This is a genomic window from Ruminococcus sp. HUN007 (assembly GCF_000712055.1).
Taxonomy (GTDB): domain Bacteria; phylum Bacillota; class Clostridia; order Oscillospirales; family Ruminococcaceae; genus HUN007.
Genome location: NZ_JOOA01000001.1, coordinates 711,865 through 736,514, shown reverse-complemented (window position 1 = coordinate 736,514; position 24,650 = coordinate 711,865). Strand labels below are relative to the sequence as shown.

The window sequence follows — 24,650 nt, the reverse complement described above, 5'->3', positions numbered from 1 at the left end:
TTCTATTTAAAAAGTAAAAAAGAATTGGAGGAAATTGTTTTGTCAGCTTTTAATGGTTCAACTTTAATGATCACAGGAGGAACTGGATCATTCGGAAACACTGTACTTAAACATTTTTTAGAAACAGATATCGGAGAAATCCGTATTTTCTCTCGTGACGAGAAAAAGCAGGATGATATGAGACATCTGTTACAGGCAAGAAATGCTGAAACTGCTAAAAAGGTTAAGTTTTACGTAGGTGATGTAAGAAATATTCAGTCTGTAAAAGATGCTATGCATGGCGTTGATTACATATTCCATGCTGCTGCATTAAAACAGGTTCCATCATGTGAGTTTTTCCCTATGGAGGCTGTAAGAACTAACATTATCGGTACTGATAATGTTTTGCATGCTGCAGTAGAAGCTGGAGTAAAAAGAGTTGTATGTCTTTCTACTGATAAGGCGGCTTATCCAATTAATTCAATGGGTATTTCAAAAGCAATGATGGAACATGTAATTTTTGCAAATGCCCGTGTAGCAAGAGAAAGAGGCGGCACTGTTATCTGCTGTACAAGATACGGTAATGTTATGTGTTCAAGAGGATCGGTAATACCGCTGTTTATTGATCAGATTCATGCTGGTAATCCGATTACTATTACTGATCCTAACATGACTCGCTTTTTAATGAATCTTGATGAGGCTGTTGATCTTGTTAAGTTTGCTTTTGAACACGCTAATCCTGGAGACCTTTTCATACAGAAAGCTGACGCGAGTACAATCGGAGATTTGGCTAAGGCTGTACAGAAATTATTCGGGGATACTGGAACAAACATTATAGGAACTCGTCACGGTGAAAAGCTTTATGAAACTCTTATGACATGTGAAGAGAGACTTCGTGCTGAAGATATGGGCGGCTATTTCAGAGTTGCAGCTGACAGCCGAGATTTAAACTATGATAAAGACATAGTTAATGGCAATGTTCAGACTATGGCTGATGAATCATATACAAGTCATAATACAGTTCGTTTGGATGTTGAAGGCACTATTAACAAGATTCTTACAACAGATTACGTTAAAGAAGAACTTAACGGTATTAGGCATAATTAAGGGAGGGGAAGTTTATGATATTCAGATTTCCATTACGTAACGTAAAAGACATGTTACTTAATCAGATCAGCAATAACTTTTTTAAATCTATTGATGATGAAATGCTAGTTTCTCGTCATTTACCGATGGTACTTGAGAGATTTGAAAAAACAATTTCTCAGATAGATAATAAGTATTACTACAGGATTAATGAAGCGGGTGTCAAGGAAGCTTATTTCGATCCGTTACATACTTGTCAGTGGCTTCTTTTTCTGTATTTAACCGCTAATACAATTTATAAGTATGAAAAAGAAAAGCCTGAAGCAGCCAGAGTTGTTTGCGATAAAATATATGGCCAGTCTAAAACTGTTTCAGGTTGTGATTTATATTATGAAGTAGATATGCCTGAAATATTCTGCTTTGATCATCCTACAGGAAGCTTTATGGGTAGAGCTAAATATGGTGACTATTTCTCATTTACTCAGGGCTGCTCAGTAGGTAATATTAATGAGATCTATCCTGTAATCGGTACTAATGTAACCATGCTTTCAGGCAGTAAGATACTTGGCAATTCACATATCGGTAATAATTGCTTGATTACTGCAGGAACTATTATTAAGGATCAGGATGTTCCTGATAATTCAATTGTATCCGGAAAGAGTCCGGAGTTAATAATTACTCCAAATAAATAATCGAATAGCATTATTGATGAAAGGAAGTATTTTTGTGGAAGAATTAGCTGTTTTTGGTGGTAAACCAGTTTTGTCAAAGAAAATTGGTTACGGTCATCAGTATATTGATGATAATGATATTCAGGCTGTTGTTGATGTATTAAAAAGCGATTACCTTACTTGCGGTCCAAAGATAGAAGAAGCAGAGAAAAAACTTTGTGAGATCACAGGCGCAAAATATGCTGTGCTCATTGCTAATGGTACAGCTGCGCTTCATGCTTGTATATTTGCAGCAGGAATAGGTAAAGGTGATGAAGTTATAACTACACCTATTACATTTGCAGCTTCTGCGAACTGTGCATTATATTTAGGAGCTAAACCTGTTTTTGCGGATATCGATCCGGATACATATAATATTGATCCTGATAGTATAGAAAAGTGTATCACTGAAAGAACAAAAGCTGTAGTTGCTGTTGATTATACAGGCCAGGCTGTACAGCTTGACCGCATTAGAGAAATATGTGATCGTCATAACTTAATTCTGATTGAAGATGCAGCTCATTCATTAGGAACAAAGTATAATGGAAAAGCAGTAGGAAGTATCGCTGATATGACAGAATTCAGTTTTCATCCTGTTAAAACATGTACAGCCGGAGAAGGCGGTGCGGTTACAACTAATGATTACGAACTCTATAAAAAACTTGTTCTTTTCCGTACACATGGAATAACTCGTGTTCAAGAATGGATGGATAAGCCTTCTGAAGGTGGCTGGTATTATCAGCAGATTGATCTTGGTTATAATTATCGTATGACAGATATGCAGGCAGCATTGTTATCAAGCCAGCTTGACAAACTTGATATGTTCGGAAAGAGAAGAAAAGAACTTGTAAAGCGTTATGATGCTGCTTTTGCTGAAGTTCCAGAGATTATAGTACAGAAGGAAATACCTGAATCTGATACAGTTCGTCACTTGTATGTTATTCAGTTTGATCTTGATAAACTGAAGTGTACTCGTAAGGAAGTATTTGAAGCATTACAGGCCGAGGGCGTAGGTGTTAATGTTCATTATATACCGGTATATTCGTTCCCTTATTATAAGTCAATTGGATACAAGATGGGAATATGTCCGAATGCTGAAAAATTATATGAACGCATGATTTCTATTCCTCTGTATTATAGTTTAACAGATGAACAGCAGGAAAGTGTAATTACGGCAGTAAAGAAAGTTATAAATTATTATAAGAAAGAAGCGTAACAAATGAGTACAGTAGCAATTATTACAGCTCGTGGTGGCAGTAAAAGAATTCCTAAGAAGAACATTAAAGAATTCTGCGGAAAACCTATTATAGCTTACAGTATTGAAGCTGCTTTAAACAGCAAAGTATTTGATGAAGTAATGGTTTCAACTGATAGCGAAGAGATAGCATCTATTGCTAAACAATACGGAGCAAGTGTGCCTTTCCTTCGTTCTGAAGAAACCAGTAACGATTATGCTACTACAGCTGATGTAATTGCTGAAGTTTTAGAACAGTATAAAAATACAGGTAAAGCATTTGATAATTTTGCATGTATTTATCCTACTGCTCCGTTTGTTACTGGTGTGAGACTGGCTGAAGCTGAAAAGTTATTAAAAAACGCTGATGGAGTAGTTTCTGTCGTAAGATATAGTTTTCCTCCACAGAGAGCTTTTGTTATTCGTAATGAGAAAGTTGCATATCAGTATCCTGAGTATGAAAAAAGTCGTAGTCAGGATCTTGAACCAATTTATCATGATTGTGGGCAGTTTTACATGTGTTCAGTAGAGGCTTTTAACAAATACCATTCGATGATTTTACCTAATACAAAACCGTATATTATGCCTGAAGAAGAGGTTCAGGATATTGATACAATGTCAGACTGGGAAATTGCAGAAGCTAAATACAAGGTACTTTTAAAGAGGTGAAGACGGTGTTCCGTTTGTTCGATAAAATTAAGAATAATGAAGTTTATGTAATTGCGGAAATGAGTGCAAATCATGGCGGAAGTCTTGATACTGCTCTTGAAATAGTACGTCAGGCTGCCAAAACAGGAGCAGATTGCCTGAAAATTCAGACTTATACTGCAGATAGTATAACAATTGACTGTGATAAAGAAGATTTTCTGATTCATGGAGGCCTCTGGGATGGCTATAAGCTTTACGATCTGTATACTGAAGCTGGAACCCCTTATGAATGGCATAAACCAATAAAAGATGAGTGCGAAAATTACGGAATGGATTTTTTATCTACACCGTTTGATAATCATGCCGTTGATTTCCTTGATGAAATCGGGTGTGAAGCATATAAAATTGCTAGTTTCGAACTTGTAGATATTCCGCTTATTGAATATGCAGCTTCAAAAGGTAAACCAATGATTATGTCATGTGGTATGGCATCTGCTGAAGAAATTCAGGATGCGGTAGACGCTTGTAAGCGTCAGGGTAATGATCAGATCGTACTGTTGAAATGCTGCAGTGAATATCCGGCTAACTGGAATGATATGCATATAGCGAATATTCCTGATATGATAAAAAGGTTTGGTGTAAATGTCGGACTTTCTGATCATAGTGCTGGTCATATTGCTGCTGTAGTAGCTGTTGCACAGGGCGCATGTGTTGTTGAAAAGCACGTTAAGCTCGAAGGCGTTGAAAGTGCTGACAGTAAATTCAGTATGTCAATGTCTGAATTTGAAGCAATGGTCAAAGCAGTTCGTGATACTAAATCAATTATCGGTGATGTTAATTATGGTCCGTCATCAGGTGAGAAGGATAATCTGAAGTTCCGCAGAAGCCTTTATGCTGTAAAGGATATTTGTATAGGTGATGTAATATCGGAAAATAATGTACGTAGTATTAGACCATCATGCGGACTTCCGCCTAAATATATGAATAATATATTAGGTAAAAAGGCTAAAACTGATATTCCGTTCGGTACAGCATTGTCAATGGAGATGTTTGATGAGTGAAATAATACATGCTCCTGAATTGTTTTCTGAGCGGCTTAGATTTACGGATATGACAGAAGATGATGCTGATTTTGTCGTTTCTGTAAGAAATGATCCCGAAGTATATAAATTTTTTATTAGCGTTCATGAGATAACTATTGAGGAGCACCTGAACTGGTTTAAAAATAGCTATATTTATAATTCGGATAGATTTGACTGGATTGCTAGAAATCCTGAAGGCGAAAGAGTAGGCATTTTTGGAGTCAAACGTGTTAGTTTGGAAGAAAAAAGTGCTGAGATAAGCTATATACTTTCAAGTAGTTTTTATAAAAAGGGATATGCCAGCGAGGCTGTTAAGCGTTTAATACATTTTTGTTTTGATGAATGGAAATGTGATAAAGTTATAGCGGAGATTCATAAAAATAATGATGCTTCATTAAAACTAATAGAAAGACTTAATTTTTCAAAATCATCAAGCAATGGTGATTTTGTGATATGGGAATTAAAAAGATGATTTTATTTCGTGCTGATGCTAATAAAGAAATAGGAACTGGTCATGTAATGCGATGTCTGTCTATCGCAAAAGGATTCAACGCTAAAGGCGAGAAAGTATTGTTTATAACAGCCGACCATAATGGTGATGAATTAATCAAACAAAACGGGTTCCAAAGTTTGTGCCTCGAAAGCAACTGGAAAGCGATGGATGATGAGATTGACATTATCAAATATCATTTATCTCAAATGCATCCGTCTATTTTAGTAGTTGATAGTTATTTTGTGACACAGAAGTATTTTTCTGAAATTTCTAACGTTGTTAAGGTGGTCTATATAGATGACTTTAATAAAGAAATGTGGAATGTTGACACACTGATTAATTACAATATTTATTCTCAGTCATTGGATTATTCCATATACAATGATACAAGAACAGAGTTAATTTTAAGTCCAAAATATGCGCCTCTTCGTGATGAGTTTAAAAGCTATCCACCGCATAATATAAAAAAAGTAACAGATGTTATGGTTTCAGCTGGAGGCTCAGATCCTCAGAAGATTACTGAGAGATTAATGAATAATGTATGTGATAATTATCCTGATATTGATTTTCATTTTATTGTTGGTGCATTGAATCCGCGACTTGACACTATAAAAAATATTTCTCAAAATAAGGCAAATATAGTTTTACATATAAACGAGAAGAATATGTCAGCGCTGATGAATAAATGTGATATTGCTATTTCTGCTGCAGGTACAACTCTTTATGAATTATGCGCTTGCGGTATACCTACTATAACATATACATTGGCTGATAACCAGCTTATGGCGGCAGAACAGTTTTCTAATAAAGAAATAATGCTTAGTGTTGGAGATTGTCGGAATGATGATTCGTTTATTAGTAGGGTAGAAAAGGCTTTATGCAATCTCGTTGAAGATATGGAGTTAAGAAAGACAATGTCTAATAGAATGCATTCTCTAGTTGATGGAAATGGCGTTGAAAGAATAATTGAGAAATTACTGAAATAAGAGAAATACATGAGGCATAGTTTTTCTGTTTTAGTCGTTTCATATTAAAGAGAATTTTTATTGACTTAGTTGTAAAGTGATATATAAGGAAACTCATATTGTACTGTTCAGAAGTGTATAATCAAAAATCCTAAACTGAATATTGTAGGAATTATGTTGATGCGCATTTAATGATTTAAGGCATGGAAAAAATCGAAGTCAGTTAATGTGATAATCTTTCGCTTGATTCAGCTTATGATGAGGATTTGGATGCTGCTTTATGGGTGGCTTCAGATAATACATCAAATGTGATGAAAATGGTTCTTGGAAGCGGTAGTTATGTTGTTTTATATCCGAAACATGCTCATATGCCAGGGTTAGTGTTAATAAAGAGACTGTAGTGAAAAAGGTTGTAATAAAAATCATGGCATATAAGTGAAAAAAACAGCATTGTTTGTATCTGCTCGGGCTGTATTGCAATTTGCCTTTTTATGATTTGGTTAGCATCAGTTAAGTTTAGAATAGCTAAATACAATAATCTATTATATTTAAGATGATAAAGTGAATATTGTCGTGATTTATAGGTTGAGGGATGTTGAGAAAAATGAGACAAACATTACAGTATTTGTGGATTGAAAAATATAAGTGTATTAAAAATCAGGAATTCAATTTTACTAATCGTATCAGATTTCATTATGATCAGGAAAAACAAAAGATTATAGCTGTAGAGAATGATTATTATGGTGATTTTTTTGGTACTGATATTGAATTAACATGTATAGTTGGTCAAAATGGTATTGGTAAAACAACTCTCTTACGCGCTATAAAACGAATATTTGCTAAAGAATATGGTGGAGTGGATCTTAATTGCATCGCTATTTTCTTTGATAAAGAGGATAAAAGCTATAAGGGATGGTACATTTTAGCGAATGGGAATAATGAAAATCATTGTATAACAACTGATTACGAAAAACTTGAGTTATTCAATCAAGAAAATAAAATACAGTATAACGGCAAAAAACTTATAGATAATTATAAATCAAATATAGTAAAAAATTGCGAGCATTTCGATAATGCCAAAGCAAGATATATATATTTATCAGAACAGCTTGTTCAATCACAGTATACTCAACCTATGGAGAAAGATGAGTTGGCGACTTCATTTCTGTTGTATTATGAATTTCTAGGAAAGTCAGGAGATAATGTAAATAGATATTTTTTAAAAGAATTTGAAAACCAAATTAATTTAATTATAGAATATGGACAACTGGTTGAAAACTTTAATATACGATATACACCGGTTGTTAAAGCTGTATTATTGAATGATATAAAAATATGGCATAAGTATGTTCAGGAATATGAAGTGGATGTAAAGAAATTTGATCAATATTATTCTAAATTTCTTCCGCAGCATAATACCTCGAGAGGTGTATCTTATTTTAAAGACAAATTAGCTGAATCAATGTTTTTAAGTATGATAAATATGATTTTACATACGGTTTTTGATTCGATAACTTATGATTTTCATCTGTTCATTAAACTGATGAAAGAATGTTCAACGGGCAGTGCTTGGAACAATTTTCGACAACTTGTGTTTAAAGTAGGACAAAATTCAATGTTAAAAATTCCGCTTTTAGACAGATATATGGATTTTGCGGATTATATAGATTATAAATGTATATTTTCAGAAAGCAAAAATGTTTTTGCTTCGCTTAAATTTGGGCAAGACTTTTATATTCCAACAGAAAATAACATAGATATAGAAACTGATTTAAAAACAAATATAAAAGAATTTTTTCAGCATTATAAACAGGCAGCTGATTTTTATAGCTTTATTAGCTTTTCATGGGATTTGTCATCAGGAGAGACTTGTTTGCTAAATATTTTTTCACGTCTGAATAGTTTACTGAAAATCAGATATTCGCAGGATGAAAAAAAAGAATACTATTTGCCCGATAATGATGTTAGTGTTTCTTTAGATGCCAATGGGCAAGAATATACGAAAGAGGAAGAGAATGTAGTTTTATTACTTGATGAAGTAGAAGTATCTCTTCACCCGGAATGGCAAAGAAATATGATAAATGAATTACTAAAGTTTATCAAACTTGCTTTTACAGGCAGTAATATTCATGTAATAATGACAACTCACTCTCCAATCATGCTATCTGATATTCCTAAGCAGAATGTTCTATATCTCAGCTATGATGATTTTGATGATAAAAAGACTATATATGAGAACCAACCAGAAACATTTGGGTCAAACATATTTAAGCTGTATAATAATGCATTCTTCCTTGATAAAGGTGCAATTGGAGCGTTTGCAAAATCAAAACTCGAAGATCTGCTAGAAGAAATATTGAAGGGGAATGGAGAGAAAGAAGATTTACAAAAAAGAATAAATTTAATTGGTGATGATTTTCTTAGAGAAAGATTTCAATCAAAGTTTGATGCTATTTATAATAACACCCAGTCTGTTGATGATGAAATAGTTAGATTAGAAGAAAAAATAAATCAATTAAAGAAAATAAGGGATATGGTTAATGAATGTGATCAAAAAAAAGAGAGGCTAGAAAAGCGTATTTATCAGAAGGTGAGCCTAAATGATAAAAATACAATGGTTTGATACTGAAACACAAAATGAATATGCCGAAAAAATAGCATCAAAAATAAAATCTGATCTTGAAAATGAGATTAGTAATTTTTCAGCAGATATTGCTGCATTGTTTAAAGAAAATGGTGTGGTATCAGAAGAAAAAATAAGAGCTTTCTTGAAGCTTGAGTATTCGGATATTGAAAAATCACCTGCTTTGAGTGGCTATATTACTCGATGTAATATGATATTGAAAATACTCGATAACATAACACCTTCAAAGTATAAAAACTCAGGAAAGAATTTGTATGATTTTCTGAAAGGCGAATTTGCTTTATATGAGAATACATTTCCGAATTATCCTTTAAAATATCCTACCATCATAAATCCGAATAACAGATTTACATCACTTTTAAGGGAGAGAATTCTGCAAAATCCGTATAGTAAAGTATTCAATTACACTAAATATGAAAAGTCTTTTCGTGATGATCTTATGACATCACTGAATATTACAGTGTGTCCGTATTGCAACAGGCAATATATTACTTCGTGGGAAGATATGAAAAAAACTAAAGGTACAAAGAAACGAAAAAAGACAACTGCGGACTTAGATCATTTTTATCCTAAAAGTGAGTATCCACTTTTTTCACTTAGCTTATTTAATTTTGTTCCCAGTTGCCAGGTGTGCAATTCTCGAATGAAATTATCGAGCTTTCTGGACGATAATGGAATCAGACCTATTTACCCATATACCGAATCCTTTGATGATTCAGCTGTTTTTAAGGCTAGTACAATAACGCCTCAAAATGATCACCAAAAATTGCTGGAAGTCTGGCTTGGAGAAAATGAAAAAGATTTAAAATTAACCTTAGAAATACATAGTCCATGTTCTGATTATCAAAAGGAAGAACGTATAAAAAGAAGTAATGAATTGTTCCATATCGAGGATGTTTATCAAATACATAAGGGCGTTGTAAGTGAATTTATGCTTAAGAGACGCATTTTTGATGACGGCGAATATTTAAAGGGACTGAAAAATATATTTGAAGATTTTGAGTCTGAAACTTTTATCCAAGCGTCGGATGATGCGGTATACAAGATTATAGATACAGATTTAAGCATAACACAAAAACAGCTTGAATTATTCTTGTATGGCTACAGTTGGAGAGAGGGACAGGATTCGACACGACCTTTATCTAAGCTTGCATATGATATTTTGAAAAGATAGCAGGTAATCATTACATGTTTCAACGGCTGTACTGGTATCATCAATTATGGATAAAAGATCAAAAATGTTTAATTGTCCGGATCCTAATTTAGTATAACAAAGAAAATACACTTACATAAACAGCGAGTGAGAATTCTTTATTGTTGTTTCCGGCAACAATCTTATTAATAAACGTAAGAATCAGTATGGATGAAGTGATCGAGTTTGAAAACAGCAAAGAATTCTAATGATTTCGAAAAATTATATTACTCTTACGGATTGAAGTTTTTAATCAATTGTGGTATTGATTATGAAAACAGGTGCGGACAGAAGTGGGAAAATCCAGCTGTTTTGTTAAGTTTGTTATAGCAAGAAAATAATAGATGGAATTTGTTGGCTAGTGACAGTTTCCTGACGGAGATTGGAATGGCATTATAACATACAATAAAGAGAAGGTGTTGTTATGACTTCTATAGGTGAAAAATGCAAGGACATAGTTCATCAGTTTATTGAAAATGGAGATTTTAGATTATTAAAGGAAAGCTATCATAAAATAATAAAATTAAAAAATGAATTTTGTGATATAGAGGATATTCTATATATCCAACTAATAGAGTTAGCTTTGCATGAGCATTACTCTAAAGATAAAATGAAATTGGAGTATTTAATAATGCAAAAAACAGATAATATAGACAAGATGATAAATGTTCTTGGCTTACAAAAAACAGAAAATGGAGGCACTGTTACAAATATTAAATCTCCTATATGTTATTTGGATCAAAACGTATTTATACCGTTTATTGAAAATGGTGATTTTGGTTATGATATTCCGCATAATTATGTGATTCCGTATAGCCCAGCACATATATTGGAGACCGGTCAGTTTACTGATAAAAAAATAGTGGATCGATATATTAAATTGATTTCGGAAGCTACTAACAATTATGAAATAAGATTTACAGAATCAGATTTTGTGATTTATCAAGAATCACCTATTTATTGTTATCGAAGAGTATTTGATGGAACAGATGATATCAAGTTGGCTAAGGATAATCGTGTTATTGATGATGAAATTGAAGAAATAAAATATTCTAAATACCGAAATAAAAATTTGCGTTCTTTATATAACAGTGAAAATGTAAATACTTTTCTATTTGACCATAGAGAAATGGTTGATGAAATTCTAGCAAGTCTACATGCTGGATATGATTTGAGATTTATTCAAGAAAACGGTAACTGCAATAACTACTATTTGATTAATGGATTTATTCATAATCTGTGTAAGGTTATGGATATATGTTGCTTTAAGAAGGACAATAAGGAAAAAAAGATTAGAAGCAGTAGAATAGATATTGAGCATCTCTTATATGGTTCAGTTAGTTCAATGTTTATCACTAAGGATGAAAGATTAAGAATACGTGCAATAAACATATATGCTGCTATGGGAAAACAAATAGAATGTCCTGATTTATCTTAAAATTTACTTATAAAGTGATTCTATACAATGCCGGCTATTCTGTAAAAATAGTGAATTTAGATGATGAGTCGATTAAAGAACTAAATCTTGATATTAACAAATCGGTATTTTGCAATCAGTATAATTCTGTTGAAAGAAAAATGTTATGAAATTGCTTTGGCTACCGATATTCTCTATAATCAAAATTTCAATAAAAGAGTTAGCGTGGAAGCATTGAAACAATTCGAAAAAAATCAAAGATGTGAAGCCAAGATTTCAATTGAAGCTGAACTTAGAAAGAAAATGTGTATATCTGATGGGTAATTGAAAGTTGAGTATAAAGGTTGTTCTATAGAACATAAGAATTTAATAGTTCCATTTTTTGATTACGATGTATGGAAAAAGAGTATTAATAACGTAAGCAATACATGATTTCCCGATGTTTGGTGACACGAACGCACATATTGTGGCACAACCTGCATAAACCGAACCGCTATAACGAAAGCATGGATGACTGTCTTAAAAATGGGCGCTTGCCCTAGAAAGCGATTTGTCAATCCGATTACTGCTTTTAATATAGCTTAAGCAACAAGCACGGGTAAATCCTTACTGACTTGCAAGGCTTTTCCGTCAATTATATAGTAATAGGAGTAATTAATGATGACAATTATCGTAACAGGCGGTGCCGGCTTTATCGGATCAAATTTCGTATTTCACATGCTGAATACTTATCCAGATTACAGAATCATCTGTCTGGATAAACTTACATATGCAGGTAACCTTTCAACACTTGCTCCGGTAATGGATAATCCGAATTTCCGTTTTGTAAAGCTCGATATTTGTGACCGTGAAGGAGTATACAAACTCTTTGAAGAAGAAAAGCCTGATATAATCGTAAATTCTGCAGCAGAGTCACACGTTGACCGATCAATCGAGAATCCGGAGATATTCCTTCAGACCAATATTCTCGGTACACAGGTTCTCATGGATGCATGCCGTAAGTATGGTATCAAGCGTTACCATCAGGTAAGTACTGATGAAGTTTACGGAGATCTTCCGCTTGACAGACCTGATCTTTTCTTTACAGAAACCACACCGATCCACACATCTTCACCATACAGCTCATCAAAGGCTGGTGCAGACCTTCTTGTAATGGCTTATAACAGAACATATGGTCTTCCGGTAACAATTTCACGTTGTTCAAACAACTACGGACCATATCATTTCCCGGAAAAGCTCATTCCGCTTATGATCGCTAATGCACTTGCAGACAAGCCACTTCCGGTTTACGGTGAAGGTCTTAATGTTCGTGACTGGCTCTATGTTGAAGATCACTGCAGAGCTATCGACCTTATCATCCACAAGGGTAAGGTAGGAGAAGTTTACAATGTAGGCGGACACAACGAAATGAAGAACATAGATATTGTTAAGCTTATTTGTAAGGAACTTGGTAAACCTGAAACTCTTATCACTCATGTTGAAGACAGAAAGGGTCACGATATGCGTTATGCTATCGATCCTACTAAGATTCACAATGAACTCGGCTGGCTTCCGGAAACAAAGTTTGAAGACGGCATCAAGAAAACTATCAAGTGGTATCTTGATAACAAGGAATGGTGGGAGACTATCATTTCAGGAGAATATCAGGACTACTACGAAAAGATGTACGGCAAATTTAAAGTTGTATAGTAAATATAAAACGATATCTGCGTTTATAACATCAATATATTGCTTTATTGTTTTTATATTAGATTAAAATATTGTGTTTTGTGGAATAATATTAACATGTTACATCTTTATGAGGTTTATTAATGGGAAAAAACAGGATTTATTATATAGATTGTTTAAAAGGATATGCAATAATTCTAGTAGTATTAGGACATATTTTTGATGGATATATAAAATCTGGATATTTTTTGGAAAAGCAAGATTTTATGTGCGGTGGATTCAATATTATTTATTCATTTCACATGGCACTTTTTTTCATAATAAGTGGATTTGTTTATTCTAAAGCTTATATTCAAGAAGATGGAACATCAAAAGCAACTTTAAAAACACAGTTATTCAATATAGTTGTGATTTATTTTATATTCAGTTTATTGTTTGGCGTTTTTAAGATTATTTGCTCTTCGCATACAAATGTAGATGTAGAACCGATAGATTTACTGTTACTGTGGTTAAAAACAATAAACCCATATTGGTATTTATATGTATTGGCGATTTTATATTTATTATTTTCTAAAGGAATTATAAAACATATTACCAAAGTAACTACTATAGTTATATTATTTATTATTACTTTTCTAAGTAACTATATTCCTCATACAATAGGTGGGTATTTTGAAATAAAACATATCTTTTATTATGCAGCTTTTTTTGGATTTGGTATTGCTATTAGCAAAAGTGAAGAAAAATATCATTCTAAAGAACGGGTTTTATCCAGTATATTGTTTAGCATATCTATTATTATAATGGTAATGGATAGAGATGGATTTTCAATTGATGGCTATAACAATGGTTTTACATATTGGAAAAGAAAATATAATTTGATAATTGCATTGGGAATTAGTATGTTTTTAATCTATATTTTTAGATTGGCTTTTTCTAATGGAGATTATTATCGTGTTAAAGTATTAAGCTTCTTGGGAAGATATTCTCTTGAAATATATGTTATTCATTGTATTTTTACAGCTGGAAATCGAGTTGTATTATCTAAATTACATATAGATAATTTTTATTTGAACATTTCTATTAATACATTATTAAGTATAGGAATACCAGTAGTGATATCATTAATATGTAAAAAAAATAGGAATACATAAGGCGATATTTAGACCTGTATATTTTATATCAGAAAGAAGGAAAAATAATGAAGTATAATTATCTTATAGTTGGCTCTGGTCTTTACGGTGCTGTATTCGCTCACGAAGCCAAAAAAGCAGGCAAAAGTGTTCTTGTTATTGACAAGCGTCCGAACATTGCCGGAAATGTATATACCGAAAATGTTGAAGGTATTAATGTTCATAAGTATGGCGCACATATTTTTCATACCAATAATACTGAAGTATGGAATTACATTAATCAGTTCGCAACTTTTAATCGTTTCACTAATAGCCCTGTAGCTAATTTCAAAGGTGAACTCTTCTCTCTGCCGTTCAATATGTATACATTCAATAAAATATGGGGAGTAGTTACACCGGAGGAAGCTGCAGCTAAGATTGCTGAACAGCGTAAAGAGATTACAGGAGAGCCTAAGAACCTCGAAGAACAGGCAATTTCACTTGTTGGTCGTGATATTTACGAGAAACTCATCAAGGGTTATACTGAAAAACAGTGGGAACGTGATTGCAAGGAACTTCCTTCATTTATCATCAAGCGTCTTCCGGTACGCTTAACTTTTGACAACAACTACTTCAATGCACTTTATCAGGGTATTCCTATAGGTGGTTATACCAAGATGGTAGAAAATATGCTTGATGGCATAGAAGTTCGTCTTAACACAGATTATTTCGAACACAAGGCAGAACTTGATTCACTTGCTGAAAAGGTGGTTTACACCGGCCCAATCGATGCATATTTTGATTTCAAGCTTGGTACACTTGAATACCGCAGCGTCCGTTTTGAGAATGAACTTCTTGACAAGCCTAATTTTCAGGGAAACGCAGCAGTAAACTACACTGACCGTGAAACACCTTGGACACGTATCATCGAACACAAGTGGTTTGAATTTGGTAAGGATACAGAAGGCAACGACCTTCCGAAGACAGTTATCAGCCGTGAGTATTCATCTGAATGGAAACCAGGAGATGAACCGTACTATCCGGTAAATGACGAGAAAAACGGTGGGCTCTATGCTGAATATAAAAAGCTTGCAGAAGCTGAGAAGAATGTTATTTTTGGCGGTCGCCTTGGTGAATATAAATACTACGACATGGACGCAGTTATAGCTTCGGCTCTTGAACTGTGTAAAAAAGAACTTTAATAGTTTTTATGTATATAATTTTGGGAGGTAAGTCATATGAAATTGGTGTTAATTATTGCTATCATAATCATAGTTGAATTTATAGTCGGCTTATTCGCCGTTTCACATGCTGTTGCTGCCAAGCACGAACCTCCTGCGCTTATATTTAAAAGGCGCATTACAGTGATTTATAACGTTCTTTTCAACAGAAGAACTAATTAACGCTATTTGCAATTATACTCATAAAACCGCGGCAGAATCTGAAATTCTCAATTTTCCCTATGATAGTCTGGATATCTGCCGCAACTACTTTTTTGGAGAGAGATGAGATGTTCTTCGCAGGGGATAGAAAACAGCGACCGTAAGGAGGGTTTGGTTCCTTACAGTCGCAACTGATTATATACTTATTTTCTAAGCTTATGCTTCGCTGTTTACGCTTTCCTTAAGTTTATTGATTTCATCCAAAGAGAGTCCGGTGCATTGGGAAATAATATCAACTGAAACGTTGGTATTAAGCAAATTAAGTGCAGTATTTCTTTTTTCTTCTGTTTTGCCTATTTCAATGCCTTCTTCAAAAGCCTCGTCATGAATTCTGAAGATATCAAGATTTAAAATTGGACCTACCATAATGTCATCAACTCCTTTTCTTACATTATCATAGTTGTGCGCAAGCTGATCTGAAACGGCTTTTGTGCAATTCTCTATGGCTTTCTGGTGCAGTGAATCAAGTTTTCCTTTGTTCACAAGAGCGTTTAGCTCTTTTTCGAGATATCTTAGGTCATTAAGAATAACTTCAAGTTTTTCAGGATCATCATCATTGCATTCTTTAAACTGTTTCTCGTAATTGAAAAGATAAAACGGAATAAGAATATATAGTTTTTTCTGTATTATCTCTTTAGCTGTGTAGTCTATCATTATAATATCACATAAAAATAACAATGTCTATATTGTAGCGCAAAATTAATTTTACCCAAAGTACGAAAAAATACGGCTGAATAAACGTGTGTATAAAACGTATGGAAAAATTATGAAATGCGAGGTAGAAAATATGAAATATAAAACAACAAAAATCCTAAACATCCTTCATCAGGAGCACATAGCTGAACATCTGGCATCGCTTCCTGAAGAACACCAGCTTGAAATGGTAAACAGTATCAACGATTTGGATCTTTCAGTTCTGAGTGCCGGTGAGGCAGGTGAGGAGCGCGGTGATTTTGATCCGTTGTTTGCAAAGACACTTAAGCAGATCGAAGAGAACAGGGAAAAGTATACTGAAGCCGGTCTTAAGGCTATCAAAGCTGGTAAAGTAGGTGCAGTTCTCCTTGCGGGCGGGCAGGGAAGCAGGCTTGGTTTTGACCATCCGAAGGGGATGTTCAATATCGGTGTGGACCGGGAACTGTATATATTCGAGTGCCTTATAGGTAATCTTCTCGAAGTGACGAAGAAAGCAGGAGCGTGGGTGCCGCTTTTTGTCATGACGAGTGTGGATAACAACAGGGAGACACGCGAATTTTTCGAAGCGCATGATTATTTCGGCTATAACAGCGACAACGTATGGTTCTTCGTTCAGGAACAGCTTCCTACGGTGGATACAAACGGTAAGCTCATGCTTTCAGCTCCCGGAAAGATCTCCACAGCTCCGAACGGGAACGGCGGATGGTATGCATCTATGGCGAAGACCGGAATGCTTAAGGTCGTTGAAGAAACCGGTATCGAATGGCTGAATGTATTCGCCGTTGATAACGTACTTCAGAGGATAGCAGATCCGTGCTTTATAGGTGCAGTCATAAAGTCCGGAAAGGTATCCGGTGCGAAGGTAGTAGCCAAGGCAGATCCTGACGAAAAGGTCGGTGTGCTCTGCCTTGAAGACGGCAGGCCGTCTATAGTCGAATACTATGAAATGACCGATGAAATGCGTAACAGTCGTGAAGCTGACGGTACGCTTTCGTACAACTACGGTGTTATTCTGAATTATCTTTTCCGTGTCGATGAACTTAACAAGACCCTGACAGTAAAACTTCCTCTTCACCGTGCTTTCAAGAAGATAAAGTACATGAATGAGAACGGCGAGATCGTAACACCAGAGGAACCGAATGCCTACAAGTTCGAGACGCTTGTGCTTGATATGATAAAACTGCAGGATGACTGTCTGGCGTATGAAGTGGACAGAAAGAAGGAGTTTGCGCCGGTGAAGAATAAAACGGGGGTGGATTCAGTCGATACGGCGAGGGAGCTGCTGAAGTTTAATGGGGTGGAGATATAAATCCTTAGTAAAAAAGCGACGTAAGGAGTGTTAATTCCTTACAGTCGCCATACTAAGAAATATTCAATTAAACAACAAGCTTTTTCCCAAGTGTCTGAGCTATAGGTTTAAGCGCAGCGACATTCAGACCAGTGTACTGTTCTATTTTTTCAAGCGGCTCATCATTCAGAATCATTGCTTTTGCAAGTTCCTGTTCCTTCACAGCGATTGCTTCAGCAATCAGCTCATCACTGGCAAACATAAATTTATCCTGTAACATTTTATCAGCCCCTTTAGTGAAAATATCATTGACGTGTTTATATACATGCTTTTCAAGTGTTCTGGTTATATCCAGCATCTCATGGTATTCATCATTAGTTATTTTACCAGCATCGTGTAAACGGTCGATTGTAGTAACTACTTCATTACACATTTCTGAAAAGTCAGCGAGGAATTTTTCTTTGGTTTCAGATGAATATTTATCATAGTTCCTGGCTCTGCGATAGAGTCGGATGATCTGAAACGGAAGAAGGATTTCCAGGTCGTTCTCAACAAGTTCAGCCGGTGAATAGCCGAGTGCTCTGACTGCATGAACGGAGTATTCAATTTCCTGTTCGTCCGGAAGAATAAGTTTTATATACAGCTTATCCTTTGAGCGATCTGTGTCTTTCAGGAAAACAACAGCCTGCATAGGCATTCTGAATACTGAATGGGTATCATCCACGATTTCATATCCGTCATGCGTACTTGACACTGCGTAAGCGAAAAGTCTGATGATCATATCATCCTGATAAGCCTGCGCTTCGATGTGAAATCGTTCACCGCAGATTGAGAAGTAAAGATCTTTTTCGAGCTTTGAACCATCTGCTTTTTTACTGTTTCTATCAAGATAAGTGACTTTGGAATTAAGCGGAAACTGCTTATCAAAGACTTTGTTAACTAATTTGACAAGCATTTTTTCTGACAGTGTGAGCATTCGTTTGAATGATCTGTCATAAACCATATTGATAATTTTCATTTAGCACATCTCCTTGAAAATGATAATTATAGAATTTAATTACAAATCTAGTATAACATATTCAAGTCTAGATGTCAATATAAGTAAAAGAAAAATATGTAAATTTTTCAAATTGCTTTTTCTGTCTTAATTATACCATTTAATCAGTGCTTTTTCAACTGTTTACAGTGATTTGCGTTAATTGTTCTTGTATATTCTGAACTGAATATTGGAATTGAGATATAAAAAAGTTACAGCCAGGTCCACCGACCTGGCTGTGTTACGATAGTACGCCGAAGGCGTTCCATTTGCGTTGGAATTTAATTCTTTTCAGTTTCTGCTTTGATCTTTTCAAATTCATCAGGATCGATGCCGGTGCAGTTGATAATGATATAATCTGAAACACCACTGGCGAGCAGGTTACGTGCGGTAGTAATTTGGTTTTCGGCTATGCCTTCTTCACGACCTTCTTTAAAGCCTTTAGTTTCGCTATCTCTGAGTACTTTATAGATGTCAAATCCTTCAATAGGTTCATCATCATAACTATTATCATAGTCGGTGTTGTTTTCTTTGCTATCTGTTTCATCAAAGTAGTTATCTAACCATTCGGTAAGATCATAAAAATTTTTCTTTATAAGATAGTAGAAAATTTCTAAATCGGTAGTATTCACATTTGAAACAAGACAGTTCATACAATTGTCGATAATCTTATCTGTGTTTGTTCTTATCATTAGGGTTCCGTCAGATGAACATTTATCATTTAATCCACTTTCATTTAAGAAATCCTCAAAGGGCATTCGTATCAGCTCAGCAGCTTCTGAAGCATCCAGTACTCCTTCATAAATCAGATCAATTAAAGTTGCTAAAATAACTTCTTTTCTATCATCTTCTCTTAAATATATAAGATCGTTTATAATATCGTATTCCAACTGTGAAACTTCAGATTTTAAACCTGTTATTTCTTCAACTTCTTCAACAGTTTTTGATGTATAAGCAGCAATGACAGGAATGGAATATCCATCCTCAATATGATCCATTATAATAGGTTTGAGTTCAGAATCGTTAATTATTTCTTTATCTGTGGATTCTAAATTAGTGTTATTGGTTCCTTCGCGCATTTTTCTCTCTATAATTGCCTGAAATTCATATTTGAATGTTACCGTATCTGTTCCTGCAAATTTAGCAGCTTGGTATATTGAAAGTTTTTTATCTACTACAAGTTCTGTAAGAAAAGAAAACATTTGTTTTTCTTTGTTTGTTTTCTGGGTGTTTAATAATTGAAATCGACGTTCTTTAGCTGCTTCCTCCATGGAAAGTGACCGAAAGAAACGACCAGGAGACAAAGTTTTATAATATGCAATCTTTTCTATAAGTAATGCTCTTAAACGTGCAGGATTCTTTATTACTGATTTATTGTTCATTTGTACTCCTCCTGTTGGTGGGTGATGATTAAGTCCTTTCCAAAATTATATGATTATTATAATCCAAATATTTGCGTTTGTCAATGATTAAATTCAATAAATCGCTGCGATAACTGATAAATGAGTTAATCGAACTAAAACAAATATTTTTATTTATCGACTGCGTGCAAATATTATATTTAAATTTGATAACGTGTATAAATAAAAAATCAGCCAGGTCAGTGACCTGGCTGTGTTACGATAGTACGCCGAAGGCGTTCCGTTTAAAAGGATGCGCCTGCGGCGCAATAGAAACCCCTGCTCGTTTGAGCAGGGGTGAAACATGAAAATTCGAGAAGTAAGTTTACTATTTTATCAGATTTTCTGATTCTTTCTTTTTTCTAACAGCAGCTATAATATCATTTATATTATCGGTATTAGTAACACCGGGATATTCATCCTGAAAATCCAGTAAAATATCTTTGTTTTCTGATTCCATATTGCGTACTTTTTCATATATTTTTTCATATTCTTTTTCTGCAATTATTTTTTCAATAAAAAGTCTTGAATATTCCGGCAGTTTATCATAAGAGCCGTAGAGATCAGCGGCAGCTTTTTTGATCTGATCCAGTGATATTGAGGTGGATGATTTCTCATGTTCCCAAAGAATTCCGATAACATCAGACAAGTCGTATTTGTACTGCCTTCCAGCCATAAGTTTCATTGCCAGCAGGTATTCTCCGGCAATTGTGCGGAATGTGACTATATTTGAGAAAGTTCGATAATATTTTGCATACTGAACTATCTTTGTTGAATAGGAAGTAGTTTTCATAAAGTCAGTATTCAGCCAGCCATTAGGTAAATTGTATTTGTCACCAACATGATTTATAGCATCTTTCATGGATGCAGAAGCATTGATAACTGCGTCCATATCGTATGTCATGTTTCGAAATCCATAGTTTATAACGACGGAAGCGCCGCCTATCAGTACAATATCTGCTGGTATTGTCTTACCGTTTAGTTTCCTGAATTCCTTGGCGAGTTCTTTAAGATACTGATCAAGGTTTTCTTTTGTGAACGGCTTCTCAAACAACGTTTCTCACTTCACTTTCAATGATATTAAATCTTCTGAATTCAGGAATTGAATTTTTTTCTGCTGTATGCAGAGGTTCATCAGTGTGCATTACTTCGCTGCTGATCAGTACGCCAACTGGATATAATGGCCGTTCAAGTTTGCTTGCCCGAAGATCGTTATATCTCGTGCAAAGAGGAATTTCATTGATTCTTGAAAGATAATCTATCATTGCAAGCAGGTATAAAGCTTCCGGAAACCAGTGTTTTTCATAAAGTTTTCTTATTTCATCAGATTCCAGAACTTTTATAATAAAATCTAAATCTCCCATGTCTTTTACATAATGACATGTATTACTCTTGAATACTTCAAAGGAGCTGCGTTCACTTTCTTTTTCCGATTCTAATATTGATTCGATTGACAAGTTCAGTACTTTTGCAATTTTGTAAAGCGTTCCTGCAGAACATTTTTCAAGATTGGCTTTTCCACTGCAGATATCATTGATCGTAGCCTGTGGAACGCCGCTTTCTTTACTAAGTCGATATTTGGTCATTTTTATTTTCTCAAGTTGTTCATTAATGATCATAGTTATCGCCCCTTTCAATTAAAATTATAACGGTTTACCGAATTATTGTCAATAGCCTATGGCTTCTTCAGGGGGGATGTTTTATTTGTAAAAAATTACTGGCTGTGTTACGATAGTACGCCGAAGGCGTTCATTTAAGATGGTTGCGCCTTTGGCGCAATAGAAAACCCTGCTCACTTGAGCAGGGTTGATTTTACGAATATACGATAAGCAGACTGATAATCAATTTAATTCTTTTCAGTTTCTGCTTTGATCTTTTCAAATTCATCAGGATCGATGCCGGTGCAGTTGATAATGATATCATCTGAAACACCACTGGCAAGCAGGTTGCGTGCGGTAGAAATCCGGTTTTCAGCAATTCCTTCTTCACGTCCTTCTTCACGTCCTTCTTCGCGTCCTTCTTCGCGTCCTTCTACACGCCCTTCTTCTCTTCCTTCCTCAATAAAGAGGTTCTTGTATTTTTCTTCGTCATATTCTTCAAATAACATATTCTTCACCTCCGCACGGTTTGCAATGATGAATGGTTTAATGATGAAATCATCAGGCATTTCTTCAACTGTTTTATTTACAGTGCTTTTAAACGTTCCGGATTTTCTATTACAGACTTATTATTCATGTGTACTCCTCCTGTTGGTGGGTGATGATTAAGGCCTTTCCAAAATTATATGATTATTATAATCCAAATATTTGCGTTTGTCAATGATTAAATTCAATAAATCACTGTGTTAACTGATAAATGAGCTAATCGAACCGAAACAAATATTATTCTTTATCGACTGCGTGCAAATATTATATTTCAATTTGATAACGTGTATAAATAAAAAATGGGGCTGTTAAAAAACAGCTTACTCAAAAGGCACCCAAGGGGTGCCTTTTCTGGTAATAGTACGCCGAAGGCATTCATAAAAAATGGTGGTGCCTTCGGCACAATAAAAAAATGCAACTATGCTTTACGCACAGCTGCATTTAGTGATATAATCATATTACAACATCATGAATATCACTGAGAACTATTATACACCAATCCAGCTGAGATTACCAGTGGATTACACGAAAATTATAGATATTAACGATCCAGTGTATACTTTCATTGAAGTTTTGAATCATGTTGACCTAAAACAATATTTTGTAGAGAAGGACTACATTACAGGTCGCCCGAAATATGACTCAGAAAAACTTCTGAAGGTAGTACTGTTTGCATTTATGGAATCAGGATATGTATCATTAAGAGACATAGAAAAATTGTGTAAAACTGATATCAGATTCATGTGGATACTTGATGATATGAGAGTACCAAGTTACGCTACCATCGGAAATTTCATAAAATATGATCTCAAAAAGAGTGTACCTGAAATCATGGATGACATGAACAGTTATATTTTCAAAAAAGAAAATGTGGACCTGAATCATGTATACATCGATGGAACCAAGGTTGAAGCTAATGCGAATAAATATACCTGGGTATGGAAAAAAGCATGCACAAGAAGCAGAGCAAAACTGTTCGTTAAACTTACAGATTTGATTGATACCATAAACGAATGCGTACTGTCATATTATCAGGTGAAATTTGAAACGCGCGAAGAATATGCGATAGATTACCTTGAAGTTATCAGTGAAAGGTTCCTTGAAGTGACCCAACTTGATACAAAAGATTTTGTTTACGGCAGAGGAAAAAGAAAAACACCTGAGCAAAGATACTATGATTTGCTGGTTGAATACACTGAAAAATTAAAAACATACGCCGAACATATTTCGACATGCGGTGAACACAGAAACAGTTATTCGAAAACTGACAAAGCAGCTACATTCATGAGAGTTAAGCGTGACTATATGGGAAATGATCAGCTTCTTCCAGCGTATAATTTTCAGGCTGGAATTTGCGACGGCTATGTAGCAATATACGACGTATTTCAGTATGCTTCAGATATGGATTGCTTTCAGCCACTGATGACCAGATTTCATGATACATATGGATTCTGGCCTGAATATCCTGTAGCGGATGCGGGTTACGGCAGTTACAACAACTATCTTTTCTGTGAGCAGCACGAAATGAAAAAATATATGAAATTTACTATGTTCAATAAGGAAATGAAGGACAAAAAATATCATAACGATCCTTATCGGGCAGTAAACTTTAAAACAGACGAAAATGGAAAACTCATTTGTCCTGAAGGCAGAAAGTTTAATTATCTTAAAAGTGCTCCTGTAAAAGGAAATCAGTACGGCAGGACACAGGAATACTATCAGTGCGAAAATTGTGAGGGCTGCGAACACAGAACTGAATGTCATAAAGGTTCCGGAAACAGAATCATCAGCATCAATGAAGAACTGACATCATTTCATGAAGAAGTGCTTGGTAATCTTAACAGTATCCAGGGAGCACTTTTACGTATGAACCGTAGTATCCAGTCTGAAGGCGCATTCGGAACAATCAAATGGAACCGTAATTACAAAAGACTCAGAAGACGTGGATTTGATGATGTTATGCTGGAATTCGGCCTTATTTGTATTGGTTTTAACCTTCACAAGTATCATCTCAGCAGAATGAAGATGATGAAAGCGGCTTGAGACAGAAAAAATATATACCATATTTGTGCCAAAAAAATTATTATATTTTTGGTACAGGATTTTTGCGCCTGTTTTTTCAACAAACAGAGACGATTTCATGTTAAAAACGAAAAAATAAATGGAAAATGAATCTCGATTATCATCGAAATTCATTTTCCATTTTTTAATAGCAATAATCAGCACGAAGTGATGATTATTACCTTTTAAAACGGTAGTTTCTTAACAGCCCCTGTTAAGATAGTACGCCGCAGGCGTTCATTAAAAGAAAACCAGCCACTGACCGTGAATGCTCTGGTCAGTGGCTGGTGACGTTTTTTGAAGAGATTTGGGTTATCAGAAAACGTCGTTTTAGGATGGATTGAATACCCGTGTAT

The 24,650-nt window shown here is 34.7% G+C and carries 22 protein-coding genes; 16 read left to right on the top strand and 6 right to left on the bottom strand.

What is annotated here, in order from left to right; genetic code table 11:
• Positions 1-39 precede the first annotated feature (39 nt).
• The 14 genes from CC97_RS03185 to CC97_RS19935 all read left to right on the top strand — a co-directional run bounded on the left by CC97_RS03185 (position 40) and on the right by CC97_RS19935 (position 15,633).
• Positions 40-1,086 (top strand): polysaccharide biosynthesis protein, encoded by a 1,047-nt coding sequence (locus CC97_RS03185; protein WP_044973683.1) that lies wholly within the window; start codon positions 40-42, stop codon positions 1,084-1,086.
• Between the two features lie 14 nt (positions 1,087-1,100).
• Positions 1,101-1,757: a hypothetical protein gene (locus CC97_RS03180; protein WP_044973682.1), complete on the top strand. Its 657-nt coding sequence runs from the start codon at positions 1,101-1,103 to the stop codon at positions 1,755-1,757.
• Positions 1,758-1,791: 34 nt separating this feature from the next.
• The gene (gene pseC, locus CC97_RS03175; protein WP_044973681.1) at positions 1,792-2,991 is read left to right on the top strand and encodes a UDP-4-amino-4,6-dideoxy-N-acetyl-beta-L-altrosamine transaminase; all 1,200 of its coding nucleotides are present in this window, start codon (positions 1,792-1,794) and stop codon (positions 2,989-2,991) included.
• Positions 2,992-2,994: 3 nt separating this feature from the next.
• Positions 2,995-3,678, top strand: coding sequence for a pseudaminic acid cytidylyltransferase (gene pseF, locus CC97_RS03170; protein WP_044973680.1), 684 nt, complete (start codon positions 2,995-2,997; stop codon positions 3,676-3,678).
• Between the two features lie 5 nt (positions 3,679-3,683).
• Positions 3,684-4,718, top strand: a complete 1,035-nt coding sequence (gene pseI, locus CC97_RS03165) for a pseudaminic acid synthase (protein ID WP_081849958.1) — start codon at positions 3,684-3,686, stop codon at positions 4,716-4,718.
• The gene (locus CC97_RS18525; RefSeq protein WP_049962656.1) at positions 4,711-5,211 is read left to right on the top strand and encodes a GNAT family N-acetyltransferase; all 501 of its coding nucleotides are present in this window, start codon (positions 4,711-4,713) and stop codon (positions 5,209-5,211) included. Before pseI ends, CC97_RS18525 begins: the two co-directional genes overlap by 8 nt.
• Positions 5,193-6,218 (top strand): UDP-2,4-diacetamido-2,4,6-trideoxy-beta-L-altropyranose hydrolase, encoded by a 1,026-nt coding sequence (gene pseG / locus CC97_RS03155; RefSeq protein ID WP_044973679.1) that lies wholly within the window; start codon positions 5,193-5,195, stop codon positions 6,216-6,218. The genes CC97_RS18525 and pseG overlap by 19 nt, the downstream gene beginning before the upstream one ends.
• A gap of 583 nt (positions 6,219-6,801) precedes the next feature.
• Positions 6,802-8,820, top strand: coding sequence for an AAA family ATPase (locus CC97_RS03150; RefSeq protein ID WP_044973678.1), 2,019 nt, complete (start codon positions 6,802-6,804; stop codon positions 8,818-8,820).
• Positions 8,798-10,015, top strand: coding sequence for a hypothetical protein (locus tag CC97_RS18520; RefSeq protein WP_049962655.1), 1,218 nt, complete (start codon positions 8,798-8,800; stop codon positions 10,013-10,015). Before CC97_RS03150 ends, CC97_RS18520 begins: the two co-directional genes overlap by 23 nt.
• 442 nt (positions 10,016-10,457) lie before the next feature.
• The gene (locus CC97_RS03140) at positions 10,458-11,471 is read left to right on the top strand and encodes a hypothetical protein (protein ID WP_044973677.1); all 1,014 of its coding nucleotides are present in this window, start codon (positions 10,458-10,460) and stop codon (positions 11,469-11,471) included.
• A gap of 639 nt (positions 11,472-12,110) precedes the next feature.
• Positions 12,111-13,139: a dTDP-glucose 4,6-dehydratase gene (gene rfbB, locus CC97_RS03130; protein WP_044973675.1), complete on the top strand. Its 1,029-nt coding sequence runs from the start codon at positions 12,111-12,113 to the stop codon at positions 13,137-13,139.
• A gap of 122 nt (positions 13,140-13,261) precedes the next feature.
• Positions 13,262-14,272: an acyltransferase gene (locus CC97_RS03125; RefSeq protein WP_044973674.1), complete on the top strand. Its 1,011-nt coding sequence runs from the start codon at positions 13,262-13,264 to the stop codon at positions 14,270-14,272.
• Positions 14,273-14,319: 47 nt separating this feature from the next.
• Positions 14,320-15,432, top strand: a complete 1,113-nt coding sequence (gene glf, locus CC97_RS03120) for a UDP-galactopyranose mutase (RefSeq protein WP_044973673.1) — start codon at positions 14,320-14,322, stop codon at positions 15,430-15,432.
• Between the two features lie 36 nt (positions 15,433-15,468).
• Entirely contained in the window at positions 15,469-15,633 is a 165-nt protein-coding gene (locus CC97_RS19935) for a hypothetical protein (RefSeq protein WP_156036747.1), read from the top strand.
• A 195-nt stretch (positions 15,634-15,828) separates the two neighbouring features.
• Here CC97_RS19935 and CC97_RS03115 read toward each other — a convergent pair whose 3' ends face one another.
• On the bottom strand, positions 15,829-16,326 hold the full coding sequence (locus CC97_RS03115) for a hypothetical protein (protein ID WP_044973672.1): 498 nt from the start codon (positions 16,324-16,326) through the stop codon (positions 15,829-15,831).
• A gap of 133 nt (positions 16,327-16,459) precedes the next feature.
• On the opposite strand from CC97_RS03115, the gene CC97_RS03110 reads away from it, so the two are divergent.
• Entirely contained in the window at positions 16,460-17,674 is a 1,215-nt protein-coding gene (locus CC97_RS03110; RefSeq protein ID WP_044973896.1) for a UDPGP type 1 family protein, read from the top strand.
• 67 nt (positions 17,675-17,741) lie between these two features.
• On the opposite strand, the gene CC97_RS03105 is transcribed toward CC97_RS03110, so the two are convergent.
• The 5 genes from CC97_RS03105 to CC97_RS03080 form a co-directional block, all read right to left on the bottom strand.
• Positions 17,742-18,671: a hypothetical protein gene (locus tag CC97_RS03105; protein ID WP_044973671.1), complete on the bottom strand. Its 930-nt coding sequence runs from the start codon at positions 18,669-18,671 to the stop codon at positions 17,742-17,744.
• A gap of 299 nt (positions 18,672-18,970) precedes the next feature.
• Complete coding sequence (locus CC97_RS03100) at positions 18,971-20,071, bottom strand: hypothetical protein (protein ID WP_044973670.1); 1,101 nt, start codon at positions 20,069-20,071, stop codon at positions 18,971-18,973.
• Between the two features lie 346 nt (positions 20,072-20,417).
• Positions 20,418-21,143 carry a DUF6036 family nucleotidyltransferase gene (locus CC97_RS03095; RefSeq protein ID WP_044973669.1) on the bottom strand — a complete coding sequence of 242 codons (726 nt, stop codon included), beginning with the start codon at positions 21,141-21,143 and terminating at the stop codon, positions 20,418-20,420.
• On the bottom strand, positions 21,136-21,708 hold the full coding sequence (locus CC97_RS19455) for a helix-turn-helix transcriptional regulator (RefSeq protein WP_081849956.1): 573 nt from the start codon (positions 21,706-21,708) through the stop codon (positions 21,136-21,138). Before CC97_RS19455 ends, CC97_RS03095 begins: the two co-directional genes overlap by 8 nt.
• Before the next feature lie 227 nt (positions 21,709-21,935).
• Positions 21,936-22,196, bottom strand: coding sequence for a hypothetical protein (locus CC97_RS03080; RefSeq protein WP_044973668.1), 261 nt, complete (start codon positions 22,194-22,196; stop codon positions 21,936-21,938).
• A gap of 553 nt (positions 22,197-22,749) precedes the next feature.
• On the opposite strand from CC97_RS03080, the gene CC97_RS03075 reads away from it, so the two are divergent.
• Positions 22,750-24,276 (top strand): transposase, encoded by a 1,527-nt coding sequence (locus CC97_RS03075; RefSeq protein WP_347493450.1) that lies wholly within the window; start codon positions 22,750-22,752, stop codon positions 24,274-24,276.
• Positions 24,277-24,650: the final 374 nt, after the last annotated feature.

What these genes read in the sequence shown, in the direction of transcription:
- CC97_RS03180 (WP_044973682.1), top strand. Translation starts at nt 1,101, where the DNA reads ATGATATTCAGATTTCCATTACGTAACGTAAAAGACATGTTACTTAAT.
- pseF (WP_044973680.1), top strand. Translation starts at nt 2,995, where the DNA reads ATGAGTACAGTAGCAATTATTACAGCTCGTGGTGGCAGTAAAAGAATT.
- CC97_RS18525 (WP_049962656.1), top strand. Translation starts at nt 4,711, where the DNA reads ATGAGTGAAATAATACATGCTCCTGAATTGTTTTCTGAGCGGCTTAGA.
- pseG (WP_044973679.1), top strand. Translation starts at nt 5,193, where the DNA reads ATGGGAATTAAAAAGATGATTTTATTTCGTGCTGATGCTAATAAAGAA.
- CC97_RS03150 (WP_044973678.1), top strand. Translation starts at nt 6,802, where the DNA reads ATGAGACAAACATTACAGTATTTGTGGATTGAAAAATATAAGTGTATT.
- CC97_RS18520 (WP_049962655.1), top strand. Translation starts at nt 8,798, where the DNA reads ATGATAAAAATACAATGGTTTGATACTGAAACACAAAATGAATATGCC.
- CC97_RS03140 (WP_044973677.1), top strand. Translation starts at nt 10,458, where the DNA reads ATGACTTCTATAGGTGAAAAATGCAAGGACATAGTTCATCAGTTTATT.
- rfbB (WP_044973675.1), top strand. Translation starts at nt 12,111, where the DNA reads ATGACAATTATCGTAACAGGCGGTGCCGGCTTTATCGGATCAAATTTC.
- CC97_RS03125 (WP_044973674.1), top strand. Translation starts at nt 13,262, where the DNA reads ATGGGAAAAAACAGGATTTATTATATAGATTGTTTAAAAGGATATGCA.
- glf (WP_044973673.1), top strand. Translation starts at nt 14,320, where the DNA reads ATGAAGTATAATTATCTTATAGTTGGCTCTGGTCTTTACGGTGCTGTA.
- CC97_RS19935 (WP_156036747.1), top strand. Translation starts at nt 15,469, where the DNA reads ATGAAATTGGTGTTAATTATTGCTATCATAATCATAGTTGAATTTATA.
- CC97_RS03115 (WP_044973672.1), bottom strand. Translation starts at nt 16,326, where the DNA reads ATGATAGACTACACAGCTAAAGAGATAATACAGAAAAAACTATATATT.
- CC97_RS03110 (WP_044973896.1), top strand. Translation starts at nt 16,460, where the DNA reads ATGAAATATAAAACAACAAAAATCCTAAACATCCTTCATCAGGAGCAC.
- CC97_RS03105 (WP_044973671.1), bottom strand. Translation starts at nt 18,671, where the DNA reads ATGAAAATTATCAATATGGTTTATGACAGATCATTCAAACGAATGCTC.
- CC97_RS03100 (WP_044973670.1), bottom strand. Translation starts at nt 20,071, where the DNA reads ATGAACAATAAATCAGTAATAAAGAATCCTGCACGTTTAAGAGCATTA.
- CC97_RS19455 (WP_081849956.1), bottom strand. Translation starts at nt 21,708, where the DNA reads ATGATCATTAATGAACAACTTGAGAAAATAAAAATGACCAAATATCGA.
- CC97_RS03080 (WP_044973668.1), bottom strand. Translation starts at nt 22,196, where the DNA reads ATGTTATTTGAAGAATATGACGAAGAAAAATACAAGAACCTCTTTATT.